11 protein-coding genes are annotated in these 12,008 nt (G+C 61.8%); 8 read left to right on the top strand and 3 right to left on the bottom strand.

The annotated features are described in order from the left end of the window. Positions 1 to 67: 67 nt before the first annotated feature. Both J7412_RS16050 and J7412_RS16045 read right to left on the bottom strand, forming a co-directional pair. Positions 68 to 994: a lipid A-modifier LpxR family protein gene (locus J7412_RS16050; protein WP_209079549.1), complete on the bottom strand. Its 927-nt coding sequence runs from the start codon at positions 992 to 994 to the stop codon at positions 68 to 70. A 141-nt stretch (positions 995 to 1,135) separates the two neighbouring features. Then, positions 1,136 to 1,753 (bottom strand): response regulator transcription factor, encoded by a 618-nt coding sequence (locus J7412_RS16045; RefSeq protein ID WP_209079548.1) that lies wholly within the window; start codon positions 1,751 to 1,753, stop codon positions 1,136 to 1,138. 212 nt (positions 1,754 to 1,965) lie between these two features. Between J7412_RS16045 and J7412_RS16040 the strand changes: the two genes are divergently transcribed. Together J7412_RS16040 and J7412_RS16035 are read left to right on the top strand one after the other, a co-directional pair. After that, complete coding sequence (locus J7412_RS16040) at positions 1,966 to 2,553, top strand: molybdopterin-dependent oxidoreductase (RefSeq protein WP_247743965.1); 588 nt, start codon at positions 1,966 to 1,968, stop codon at positions 2,551 to 2,553. 155 nt (positions 2,554 to 2,708) lie between these two features. Continuing rightward, positions 2,709 to 5,336: an ATP-binding protein gene (locus J7412_RS16035; RefSeq protein WP_209079547.1), complete on the top strand. Its 2,628-nt coding sequence runs from the start codon at positions 2,709 to 2,711 to the stop codon at positions 5,334 to 5,336. 187 nt (positions 5,337 to 5,523) lie between these two features. On the opposite strand, the gene J7412_RS16030 is transcribed toward J7412_RS16035, so the two are convergent. Continuing rightward, positions 5,524 to 6,432 (bottom strand): LysR family transcriptional regulator, encoded by a 909-nt coding sequence (locus J7412_RS16030; RefSeq protein ID WP_209079546.1) that lies wholly within the window; start codon positions 6,430 to 6,432, stop codon positions 5,524 to 5,526. A 134-nt stretch (positions 6,433 to 6,566) separates the two neighbouring features. Here J7412_RS16030 and J7412_RS16025 point away from each other — a divergent pair, with 134 nt between their 5' ends. The 6 genes from J7412_RS16025 to J7412_RS16000 all read left to right on the top strand — a co-directional run bounded on the left by J7412_RS16025 (position 6,567) and on the right by J7412_RS16000 (position 11,956). Continuing rightward, a complete protein-coding gene (locus J7412_RS16025; RefSeq protein WP_209079545.1) occupies positions 6,567 to 7,751 on the top strand; it encodes a lipid-transfer protein in 1,185 nt (394 codons plus the stop codon). 10 nt (positions 7,752 to 7,761) lie between these two features. Then, the gene (locus J7412_RS16020; RefSeq protein ID WP_209079544.1) at positions 7,762 to 8,229 is read left to right on the top strand and encodes a MaoC family dehydratase N-terminal domain-containing protein; all 468 of its coding nucleotides are present in this window, start codon (positions 7,762 to 7,764) and stop codon (positions 8,227 to 8,229) included. Positions 8,230 to 8,241: 12 nt separating this feature from the next. After that, positions 8,242 to 8,679, top strand: coding sequence for a MaoC family dehydratase (locus J7412_RS16015; RefSeq protein WP_209079543.1), 438 nt, complete (start codon positions 8,242 to 8,244; stop codon positions 8,677 to 8,679). A gap of 56 nt (positions 8,680 to 8,735) precedes the next feature. Beyond that, complete coding sequence (locus J7412_RS16010; RefSeq protein WP_209079542.1) at positions 8,736 to 9,884, top strand: acyl-CoA dehydrogenase family protein; 1,149 nt, start codon at positions 8,736 to 8,738, stop codon at positions 9,882 to 9,884. A gap of 11 nt (positions 9,885 to 9,895) precedes the next feature. Further along, positions 9,896 to 10,735 (top strand): SDR family oxidoreductase, encoded by an 840-nt coding sequence (locus tag J7412_RS16005; protein WP_209079541.1) that lies wholly within the window; start codon positions 9,896 to 9,898, stop codon positions 10,733 to 10,735. Between the two features lie 126 nt (positions 10,736 to 10,861). Beyond that, entirely contained in the window at positions 10,862 to 11,956 is a 1,095-nt protein-coding gene (locus J7412_RS16000; protein ID WP_209079540.1) for a CaiB/BaiF CoA-transferase family protein, read from the top strand. Positions 11,957 to 12,008 lie beyond the last annotated feature (52 nt).

Genomic DNA, 12,008 nt, shown 5'->3' with positions numbered 1-12,008 from the left:
ATTGCCTACCCGATTCTCCGCAAAATCCGGCGGAGGGCGCCGCGCGGCCGTGCGGCGCCAGCTCATTTTAGAATTTGAAATCGAGCTTGATGGCCCCGACAACCTGCGCCTCATCCTGCGCTTCGAACTCTTCAGAAAGCCACGTCAGGCCATAAAAAACATGGTGTTTCTGGCCGCGCCAATGCACACCGGCACGCACCCGGCTGCGCATCTCCTCAAGCGCGATGCCGCGGTCTTCCGGCAGGAACACGCTGTCAAAAACATGTGCCACATCTGCACCAGCCACAAAGCTCCAACCCGGCTGATGGTTGCGAATCGTGCGGTAGCGATGACCGGTCACCCAGTCCCGCACCAAGAGCTCACCTTCGCCAAATTTGCCGATGGTCAGGTCAAATCCGGCGCGCACAAGGCTTTCGTCACCGGCACGCGCCTCAACGAAGGGACGCAAGCGGGACTGCCCGCCCATCTGCACTTCACGGCCAACCTCGGCCACACCACGCAGACGCCATGTATTGGGGATTTGAGCAGCTCGCACTTCAGGTGAAGATTGGGACACATTGATCAGGTCGTGAATGGCGTTTTGCAGCTCATCCAGATGGGTCATAGGGCCAATGGCCACCAAGTCACCGCCCAATGCGAATTCCGTACCGCTGCGCTGAAAATGCGTGTGCACACCAGCGCTCAACATCCCTGCAAACGGACGATCAGAGGGGCTTGGGTTCACAAGCGATCTGGGCGCAATCACCTCGCCCCCCAAACGCAGCTCCAAAATGTCGCCCGCCGCTTCCGGCAACGCGCCGTCCCAGTCATATCCCCAGACGCGGCTGGTCCCATAGGAGCCGGTGCGCCAGCGGTCAAACCCGTCGCCAATCACATCATTCACAAGAAGGTTGCCAAACCCAAGATAGCTGCGCCCCTCTGCCATCGCAGAATGCGCAGTGATTCCGGCAGTGACTCCAATTGCAACAACAGTCGCAAAAATGCGCGCCAACATGATCTATCTCCAGCGGTAGTTTCCTTGGCGCTGCATAAAGCACACGAGCGCTTAAAGAACCTTTGAGCGCCGCAGTCAGGTGAAGATAAGGAAACTTTGCGGCAAAATAGCATCAAAGCCGCGGGGTATCCGCAATGCGGCTCAGAACAGCTCCGCCTCGCGCGCAATCAGCGCCGCTTGCGTCCGGTTCGCGGCCCCAATCTTGCGGTAGAGATTTTTCACATGCAGCTTGATGGTCGGCTCTGACAGATCAAGATCACGTGCGATCTCTTTGTTGGCTTTGCCTTCGGCAAGCCCTTGCAGAACTTCCATCTCCCGTTTGGTGAGCTTTTGCGCAATCGGATGACGCTCTGTGCTTATCGCCTCTTCGGTCAGCAGGTCCGCAGGCACAAATTGCTCCCCTGCAGCCATAAACCGAATGGCATTGACCAGAGATTTGGCTGGCAGGGTTTTGGGGACAAATCCGGCAGCGCCCGCCGCCATGGCCCGATGCACCACGTCACGTGAGGCCTCTCCGGAAATCAGCGCCACCCGCGGGGCCACCTTATGCGCTAGCACCTGCTTCAACCCGTCCAGACCGCGCATGCCCGGCATATTGTAATCCAGAAGCACAAGATCAAAATCAGCCGTCTGATCCAATGCGGCAAGCGCACCATCCAGATCGGAAACCCCGACGGTCGACATCGCACCGGCCGCTTCCACAAACGCCACCACAGTATCTCTCAAGAGATCATGATCATCAGCGATTAGTATCTTCAACAACTCACTCCGCGCTTCGTACTGGACATATCTCGCCCAGCCCCGGAAACTGCAAGGGTTTGATATCCCCATTTAAGCCGAGAAAAGTGAAGCATTTACTTCCGCGAAACACCACCACTGTTCTTCAACCTTAGCGAATATGTGACCATCCCTCGCCACCTTACGCGAGGTTAAATCGAAAACCTACCCCTTTGTATAGGAGGTTTATCCTCATGCTCACGTGCACCATCGAATCCAAGCAGTTAACACTAACGTCAAGCAAACGAGGCGGCAGAAAAATGCGACCAAAAACATCCGCGACTTTCGCGCTTGCACTCAGCTTGTTGCTACCACTCACGACAGCCCTTCGGGCTGCCGACGCCATGGACACGCCATCCGGAAGCGTCATCCTGACTGTGTCGGGCACGATCGACAAAACCAATGTCGACGACACAGCTCAGTTCGATTTGGAGATGCTGCGCGAATTACCGGCAGCCTCCATTTCAACTTCGACCATATGGACCGAAGGGGTTCTTATGTTCACGGGTGTACCGATAGCGTTGTTGCTTGAAGAATTGGGGAATTCTGGCAACACGCTTCGGGCCTCCGCGATTAACGACTACACCATCGAGATCCCAGTTGCTTCGCTTGAAGGCGACGCGCCCATACTGGCCTATGAAATGAACGGTGACACCATGCACCGCCGTGAAAAAGGCCCGCTCTGGGTGATCTACCCGTTTGATTCCGATGAGAAATACCGCACATCGCAAATCTACTCGCGCAGCATTTGGCAACTCGACAGAATTGAAGTCATCGACTAGCTTTTGCGCATGTCGCAAAGCTTGTCACACGTCTTTCCACGAGCCCAAGGGCTCCTCAGCGCGCCGCAAGCGTATGTCTAGGTATGTGGGTTGGTTTTGGTATATTCGCGCGAACGCAGCATGACGGGTCTCTGTCCGGCACCGGAGGCAAAGCCGTGAGCGCGCGCTCCGGACAAACCGCGCAGGATCACGCCACGCAACGCCGCCACGCGACGCGGGCGTCCCTTTCCCCAGATCGCTCTCCCTGGCGCCGCCGCCTCAGCATCGGCCTCATCGTGCTTGTCTGCGTGCTGACGGTCTTCTCCGCATATGCCGCCTATGAGGTCACCTCTAACTTCCGAGAGGTGCGCGCCAAAGCCTCTGATGACGTGGACTGGTCCCTAAATCAGGTCGAGCTGGAGAGCCGCGATTTCACCACCGCTCTGGAAACCGCCATTCTGGATCCGGAAGGCGGCCTCGCCCGCCTGCGGCTGCGCTATGACATTCTCTACAGCCGCGTCACCACGCTGGCGACCTCTCCCGTCTATCTGCGCCTGACCTCCGTGCCGGAGTTCGATGCGGCGCTGGAGCGCGTGCACAGCTTTGTCATCGACACGGTGCCGATCATTGACGCGCCCGACGCCGAACTGCGCGCCGCCCTGCCGCAGCTCACCGAAGACTCAGCGCATTTGCGCAACGACACCCGCACCCTATCCCTGAAAGGGCTGACCTTCTTTGCCGAACAGGCAGACCGCCAGCGCGCGCAAGTGGCAGACACGCTGCTGCGCCTGACCGGCCTGATCGCCCTGCTCCTCGTCGCCCTGCTGGCGCTGGTCATCCACGCCTTCAACAACTACCGGCTCGCGCGCCAGCACGGCCAGGCCCTGACCGAAGCCAACAACCGCATGAGCACCATCCTCACCACCTCGCTGGACGGCGTGCTGGTGACCGACGGCGAAGGCCGCCTGCTCGAGTTCAACAAGGCCTGCGAAGACATGTTCCAATACAAGTTTGAGGACATTCGCGGCCAGAATGTGATCGACCTGATCGCCCCGCCGGGGACCGACGCCATCCATAAGGCCGCGATGGAGCGCATCCGCAACGGTCAATCCGACCACTTCGCGGGCCGTGGCCGCATCCGCTCTGATTTGCGGCGCGCCGACGGCACCCTCTTCCCCGGCGAAATCTCCGTGGAAGTTGCCGAAGAAGACGGCCGCCCGATCCTTTTGGGCTTCATGCATGACATCTCGGATCGCGTCGCCGCCGAGCAGGAGCTGGTCAAAACCCGCGATCAGGCGCTGGCTGGCGAGCGCGCCAAGGCAGAGTTCCTCACCGTGATGAGCCACGAAATCCGCACGCCACTCAACGGCATGCTCGGCAATCTCAGCCTGCTCAACGACACCGCCCTGACCACCGCGCAAACCCGCTACATCCGCAATATGGAAATCTCAGGCCGCGTGCTCATGCGCCATGTGGACACGGTGCTTGACATCGCCCGCCATGAGGCCGGTGTGCTCAATATCTCTTTGGCCTGCACCGATCTCTCGGTTCTGCTTCAGGAGCTAGTCGACAGCCAACTGAGTGCGGCCTCCGCCCGTGGCAACGCCCTCAGCTGGCGCTGGGAAGGGACGCCGCGCGCCTGGGTGCGCACCGACCGCGCCGCGCTGGAGCAGGTGCTGCTCAATCTGATCGGCAATGCCATCAAATTCACCAACAAAGGTGCCATCACGGTTGAAGTCGAGGCGCTGCCCGAAACCATCGACGACACGCCGGTAATCGAGCTGCGCGTCTGCGACACCGGCATCGGCATCGCCGAGGACCGCCTGGACAAGGTGTTTGAGGATTTTGTCACCAATGACACCGGCCTTGGGCAAGTGCCCGGCGGCACCGGTCTCGGCCTTGGCATCGCCCGCCGCATCGTCACCGCCATGGGCGGCACCCTTGGCGTTGAAAGCACCGAAGGCCAAGGCAGCGTGTTCTGGGTACGCCTGCCCATGGCACCGGGCCGCCGCCCGCCCCAGCACGCCGAGGAAAGCGTACCCGCCACCGCCATCAAACGCCGCGTTCTGGTGGTCGAGGACAACGCCATCAACCGCGAATTGGCCGAGGAAGTGCTGCGCAATGCCGGCCATGAGGTGATCGTTGCCGCTGATGGCGAGCAAGGTCTGGAACAGGCCAGCGTGGCCGCCTTTGATGTGATCCTGATGGACATCGCCATGCCGGTGATGGACGGGTTGATGGCCACCCTTGCTATTCGCGGCGGCAACGGTCCCAACAAACACACGCCGATCATTGCGGTCTCCGCCAACATCCTGCCAACCGAACGCCTGCGCCTGAAAGAAGCTGGCATGAACGGCTTCCTCGCCAAACCTCTGGATCGGGCGGCCCTGCAGGACACATTGCACACCCTGAGCACCGCCAAAACCTCGGGCGAAGAAGATGGCGCAAAAACAGCCTCCGTGGTTGTCGACATCAAAACCCTGACCAACAACCGGTCCGGCCTGCCAACCGACACGTTCGCCCGGCTGCTCACCCGCTTCCTCAACGAAGGGGACACACTGCGCGACGCGATCGCCGCGCCCGACAGTGACCCCGCCACCGTCGCCAAAATGTGCCACAATCTGGCAGGGGCCGCAGCGGTCTTTGGCGCGCGCAGCCTGCATGCACAGCTGGTCGAAGCCGACACCGCCGCCAAAATGCAGGACAGCAGCGGGTTTGACCGCGCCTTGGCCGCCTTCCCTGCGATCTGGAGCGAAACCCGCGCCGCGCTGATGGATCACCTGCCCTCTGACGCCGCTGAGTGAGACCGCGCTAAGGCATCGTCCTGAAAATATAAAACGCTTGATCTCCACCAACGCGTAGGAGGCGCAGCCGACCAGCCCCACCCCATCTTTACGAGCCCTCCCCCAAGGGAGGGGGCTTCACCCCAACCCAGGGTCGGGGGCCGGTCTATGAGACCCGCTACTGTCGTTACAGATGTGTTGGACCGCGCTAAGGCATCTCCGCACCCGTTGTGGGTGGAAAGCTCTGCAGCGCTTCCAGAAACCAGCCCAGCGCCTGTCCGCGTCGCGGACCGCTGCGAAACACCACAGCCATCGAGACAGGGCCTTGGTCTGGAAAATCCAACACGTCAAAACGGGCGCGGAAATGGCGGCTCTCCGCATAACTGGCCGCCACCATTCCCACCGCATCGCTGCGCTTCACAACGCCTGCGGCCATCGCGAAGTTCTGCATGATGTGCAGCCGCCTTAGCAGGTCGCCCTCCATCTGCGGCATCACATTTTGCATCTGTTCCGCATAAGGCCCGCTGGTCTCAGGCACGATCAGCGGCAAGCCCACCAAATCCTGCGCCGTGACTTGCCGACCAAGCAGGGGATGCCCGTGGCGCACAAACAGCCGCACTTGCAGCGGCGCCAAAGCCTCAGCACGCGCCCCCGGCTCCGCCATCAGCGGGCGCGAAGGCCCGATAAACGCATCCAGATCCCCCTGACGAAAGAGCTGCAGCCCCGCTTCAAACGAGGTGCCCCGCACATGCACGCGCACATCCGGATGCGCATTCACCAGAGACCACACGGCGCGGCTCATCAACCCTTCCATGGAGCTTGGCGCAATACCGATCCGCAGCACCTGCTCGCGCGTCTGCCGCGCCGCATCCACATCTGAGGTGAGCTGATCCACATCCGCCAGAATGCGGGCCGCTCGATCCACAAACTGTCGACCCTGCGCGGTGGCCGCAACCCCGCGCGCATGGCGGTAAAACAGAGCGGTTCCAACCTCTTGCTCGACATCGGCCACCGCCTTTGTCACCGCCGACTGGGTCACATTCAGCGCCCGCGCCGCAGCCGAGATTGCCCCCTGCCGATCCACCGCCACCACATAGCGCAATTTGGTCAGGTTCATGGCCTCTCCCTGCCATTCCAAAAACGAATAGCTTGCGACAACATTGAATTTGCCAGATATCTACGTCAACCCGATACTGGCGCAGGATCCGGCGCCGCTGAGGCTGGCTAGAGACCGGATTGGAGGAGACTACCATGAGCGCAGCCGCCATCGTGGCGGGTGTTGGCATGATCAAATTTGCCAAACCCGGTGCATCAGAAAGCTATGATCAAATGGGCGCCGCCGCCGTGCGGGCTGCGCTGAAAGATGCGGGTCTCAGCTACGCGGATATTCGGCAGGCCTTTGCGGGCTACGTCTACGGCGACAGCACATGCGGGCAGAAGGCGCTTTATCAGGTTGGCATGTCCGGCATCCCGATCATCAACGTCAACAACAACTGCTCCACAGGCTCCACCGCGCTCTATATGGCGCGGCAGGCCGTGGAGAGCGGCATGGCAGACTGCGTGCTCGCTGTGGGCTTTGAGCAGATGCGTCCTGGCGCTCTGGGCAGCCATTGGACCGACCGGCCCACGCCCTTTGATGACTTTGACGCAGCCTGCGACACGCTGGTCGGCCACGCCGAAGTGCCGCTGGCGCTGCGCTATTTTGGCGGCGCGGGGCAATCGCACATGCAGAAATATGGCACCGAGCTGGCTGACTTTGCCAAGATCCGCGCCAAGGCCTCCCGCCACGCGGCGCGCAACCCGCTTGCCTTGTTCTCACAGGAACTTTCTGAGGAAGAGGTGCTCGCCGCGCCCGTGATGTGGGATGGGGTCATGACCCGTCTTATGGCCTGCCCGCCAACCTGCGGCGGTGCTGCCGCCATTCTCTGTTCGGAGCGCTTCGCCGCCAAACGCGGTCTGGACACCACCGTCCGGATAAAGGCGCAGGCCTTGACAACCGATTACGCCTCCACCTTTGAGGCACAGGACATGATGCAGGTGGTGGGCTACGACATGACCGCCGCGGCGACGCAGCAGGTGCAGGAAGCCTCCGGCATCGCGATCGAGGATGTGGATGTGGTCGAGCTGCATGACTGCTTCGCCCACAACGAACTCATCACCTACGAAGGGCTCGGCCTCACGCCGGAAGGCTCCGCGCAGAAATTCATCGCAGATGGCGACAACACCTATGGCGGCAAATATGTCACCAACCCCTCCGGCGGCCTGCTGTCCAAGGGCCACCCGCTGGGGGCCACCGGTCTGGCGCAATGTTATGAGCTGACCCACCAGCTGCGCGGCACCGCAGAGGCGCGGCAGGTCGAAGGCGCCCGCACCGCGCTTCAGCACAACCTTGGCCTTGGCGGCGCCTGCGTGGTCACGCTCTATCAGGCGGCGTGAGGCAGGGCGGATGGGCATCTTTGATCGCAGCGCCAAGGGTCACATCACCCCCGTCATCGAGATCACCATCGAACGCGGGGCGCTGATCTTCTTTGCCGAAACCATCGGCGAGACCAATCCCGTGCACCTCGACACCCGTGCCGCCCGCGCCGCCGATCACCCCGACATTCTCGCCCCTGCCACCTACGCCGTGGTGGTGGGCACATTGGCCGGACAAAAGGCCAAACGCCGCGGGCAGCCAGACATTCTGGAGTTGATCAACGGCGATCTGCGCGTGCTCCTGCATGGCGCAGAAGACTACACCTACCACGGGCCGCTCTACGCCGGAGATACGGTGCAGGTCGAAAACGAGATCACCGGCTTCAGCGACCCCAAAGGCGGCAAACTTGAGATCGCCCATATCACCACCCGCATCAGCCACCCCGAACGTGGCCTGCTGGTTGAGGCCAATCGCGCTCTGATCCACCGCCTGAGCTAAGGGAGAGACATCATGACCACGACAATCACAATCGCCCGCACCCCCGCCACCGCTCAGGTCGGCGATCACCTGCCCCCACTCACATTCGGCCCGATCAGCCGCAAAACCCTCGCGCTCTATGCCGGAGCCTCAGCGGATCACAACCCGATCCACATCGATCTGGATTTTGCCCGCGAGGCTGGCATGGACGATGTCTTTGCCCATGGCATGCTCTCCATGGCCCAGCTCGGCCGCCTCGTGACCGGCTGGGCAGGCCAAAGCCGCCTGCGCGGACTCTCCAGCCGCTTCACCGCGATCACCCCGGTGGGCGCCACCGTCACCTGCACAGGCACCGTCAGCGACCGGCTTGAGCAACACGGCCGCGTTCTGCTGACCCTCGCGCTCGCCGCGCATATTGATGACGGCACCAGAACCCTGCGCGGCGAAGCCAAGGTCTGCGGCACCCCCTGATCCCCGCGCGCACAGCATACCAAGCGCCCCCTCCTGACAGACAGCAAGGACCTCAAATGCCCAACCACATGTGGATGACGGCGGACCACACCGCCTTTGCAGATAGCGTCAGCCGTTTCATGGCCGAAGAGGTCATCCCCAACAACGCCGCATGGTCCGAGGCCGGCGTGGTGCCCAAAGAGCTCTGGCGCAAAGCCGGTGACCTTGGCATCCTCGGGGCCACCTTCCCCGAAGCCCACGGCGGCCTTGGCCTGTCACGCCACTTTGACGCCATCACCTTTCTGGAACAGACCAAAGCCGGAGACAGCGGCTGGGGCGTCTCGGTCCACAACATCGCCGCGCATTACATCACCGCCTTTGGCTCTGAAGAGCAGCAGGCCCGCTGGCTGCCCGACCTTGCCGCGGGGCGCAAAGTCGCCGCCATCGCCATGACCGAACCGGGCACCGGCTCCGACCTGCAGGCGGTGAAAACCACTGCCATCCGGGACGGCAATGAATATCTGATCAATGGCTCCAAGACCTTCATCACCAATGGCGCCACCGCCGATCTGATCGTGCTGGTCGCCAAGACCGACCCATCCGCCAAAGGCCGGGGCGTGTCGCTGATCATTGTCGAAACCGAAGGGCTTGAGGGCTTCACCGTCGGCCGCCGCCTCAAGAAGATGGGCATGAAGCGCAACGACACCGCCGAGCTTTCCTTTCAGGATGTGCGCGTCCCGCTGACCAACCTGCTTGGCTCCGAGGAAGGCCAGGGGTTCATCCAGCTTATGAAACAGCTCCCATGGGAGCGCCTGATCCTTGGCTATATGGCGCTGGGGGCCTCCCAATGCGCGCTCGACCACACGCTGGCTTATGTGAAAGAGCGCAAAGCCTTTGGCCAGCGCGTCATGGATTTCCAGAACACCCGCTTCAAGCTTGCTGAATGCGCCACCAAGATCGAACTGCTCGCCGCCTTCTGCGATCAATGCCTGACCGAGCTCGACGCAGGCCAGCTCACTGCTGAAAAAGCCGCCATGGCCAAATGGTGGGGCACACAGACCCAATGTGAAATCGTCGATGAATGCCTGCAGCTCTACGGTGGCTACGGCTATATGTCAGAGTATCCGATCAGCGAACTCTACACCGATGCACGCGTGCAAAAGATTTATGGTGGCACCAATGAAATCATGAAAGAGGTGATCGCCCGATCTCTGGATCTCGACTAAGGACCACCCAAATGAGCAAACTCACAGGAAAGCTGACAGGCAAAACCGCCTATATCACTGGCGCAGGCAATGGCATCGGCCGCGCCGTCGCCCTGAAACTCGCCCGCGAAGGCGCCAATATCGTGGTCAATGATCTCGAAGAGGCCCCCGCCCAAGCCGTGGTCGATGAAATCACCGCAGCCGGTGGCAAGGCCATTGCCGTGCCCGGCTCCGTCACTGAGGACGGCTTTGCAGAACGCTTCATCGGCACAGGTGTCTCTGAGTGGAACGCAATCGACATCATCGTCAACAACGCGGGCTACACATGGGACAGCCTCATTGGCCATATGACCGACGATCAGTTTGACGCCATGATGGATGTGCACGTCAAAGCGCCCTTCCGCATCCTGCGCGCCGCTTCCGGCTTCATCAAAGGCGCGGCCACCCAAGAGGCTGAGGCCGGACAGGAAGTGTTCCGCAAGGTGGTGAACATCTCCTCCATCGCGGGCACCGGCGGCAATGTCGGTCAGGCCAACTATTCTTCAGCCAAATCCGCCGTGCTGGGCCTCACCAAAACGCTGGCCAAAGAATGGGGCCGCTTTAAGGTGAATGTGAACTGCGTCGCCTTTGGCTACATCGAAACCCGCCTCACCGAGGCCACCAACGAGAAGAAATCCATCACCGTGGATGGCAACACCGTCGGCATCGGCATCCCCGAGAAAGTCGCCACAGGTTTTGCCGCCATGGTGCCGCTAGGCCGCCCCGGCACACCTGAAGAAGCAGCCGATGGCGTCTATCTCTTCTGCTGCCCCGAAAGCAACTACGTCAGCGGCCAGACCCTGACGGTTGGCGGTGGTCTGAACGGCACCTAACCCTCCTTCCGCCCGGCAACGCCGGGCCGCGCCCGACCCTCCCCACGGGAGGGCGCATTCGCTTCCTCCCAGGGTCAGGCGCGTCCCTACTCACCAGTCTCAGTCCGCACCTCAGAAGGTGAAATCATGCTCCAAGGCACCCGCATCATCGAAATCGAAGGCCTCGGCCCCGGCCCCTTCGCCGCCATGCTGCTCGCTGACCTCGGCGCAGATGTCATCACCATCCACCGCAAAACCGCCGCCGCGATCACCGCGGATCAATCCGTGCTCGATAGGGGCAAACGCTCCATCGCGCTTGATCTGAAAGATCCCGAGGATCTCGCCACCGCCAAGCGCCTCATCGCCTCAGCGGACGCGCTCATCGAAGGCTTCCGCCCCGGCGTGATGGAGCGCTTGGGCCTTGGCCCCTCCGAATGCCACGCCGACAATCCCGCGCTGGTCTATGGCCGCATGACCGGCTGGGGCCAGACCGGCCCACGCGCCCAGAGTGCCGGGCATGATCTCAACTACATCGCCCAATCCGGCGCGCTCTGGTATGCCTCTGAGCCGGGCGCCCCGCCCATCACCCCCGCCACGCTGGTGGGGGATATTGGCGGCGGCGCGCTTTATCTGGTGATCGGCATCCTTTCCAGCATTCTGAACGCACGCACCACCGGACAGGGCACCGTGGTGGACGCCGCCATTGTGGACGGCTCCGCCCACATGATGACCCTGCTCATGGCGCTGCGTCAGGGTGGCGGCCTGTCAATGGAGCGTGGCCACAGCCTGCTGGACGGCCCGCATTGGTCGCGCAGCTATCTCTGCGCCGATGGCGGCCACATCTCCGTGCAATGTCTGGAGCCCCAGTTCTACGCCGACTTTCTAGAAAAGATGGGTCTGAGTGACGATCCGGAATTTGCCCGCCAGCACGACGCCACCCTCTGGCCCACACTCACCGCGCGCCTCTCGAACCTCTTCCTGTCAGAGCCGCGCCTGCATTGGGACAGCCTGTTCTCCGGCTCCGACGCCTGCGTCGCCGTGGTGCTCTCGCCAGAGGAAAGCGCGCAGTCTCCGCATATGTCCGCGCGTCAGGTCTGGCATCATCCGGACGGCAATCTGCAAGCCGCCCCTGCCCCGCGGTTTGACGGGAAGGTGGCACAGATCAACCCCGCCCCCAAACGTGGGGAACACACGGCGGAAATTCTTGCCGAATTGGCACAATCCCCGCGTCTAGAGCGCTGATCGGCCTGCCACAACGCGCGGTCCGGTCAAAAAAAAAGAGGCGCGCAAAAAC

Source organism: Shimia sp. R9_3, from assembly GCF_017743755.1.
Lineage (GTDB): Bacteria > Pseudomonadota > Alphaproteobacteria > Rhodobacterales > Rhodobacteraceae > Shimia.
Note: the sequence above shows the minus strand (reverse complement) of the source record. Positions and strands in the feature narration are given on the sequence as shown.

Coding starts and splice junctions, on each gene's coding strand:
- J7412_RS16020 (WP_209079544.1), top strand. CDS start 7,762: ATGGGCATCTTTGATCGCAGCGCCAAGGGTCACATCACCCCCGTCATC.
- J7412_RS16050 (WP_209079549.1), bottom strand. CDS start 994: ATGTTGGCGCGCATTTTTGCGACTGTTGTTGCAATTGGAGTCACTGCC.
- J7412_RS16025 (WP_209079545.1), top strand. CDS start 6,567: ATGAGCGCAGCCGCCATCGTGGCGGGTGTTGGCATGATCAAATTTGCC.
- J7412_RS16040 (WP_247743965.1), top strand. CDS start 1,966: ATGCTCACGTGCACCATCGAATCCAAGCAGTTAACACTAACGTCAAGC.
- J7412_RS16030 (WP_209079546.1), bottom strand. CDS start 6,432: ATGAACCTGACCAAATTGCGCTATGTGGTGGCGGTGGATCGGCAGGGG.
- J7412_RS16000 (WP_209079540.1), top strand. CDS start 10,862: ATGCTCCAAGGCACCCGCATCATCGAAATCGAAGGCCTCGGCCCCGGC.
- J7412_RS16010 (WP_209079542.1), top strand. CDS start 8,736: ATGCCCAACCACATGTGGATGACGGCGGACCACACCGCCTTTGCAGAT.
- J7412_RS16005 (WP_209079541.1), top strand. CDS start 9,896: ATGAGCAAACTCACAGGAAAGCTGACAGGCAAAACCGCCTATATCACT.
- J7412_RS16015 (WP_209079543.1), top strand. CDS start 8,242: ATGACCACGACAATCACAATCGCCCGCACCCCCGCCACCGCTCAGGTC.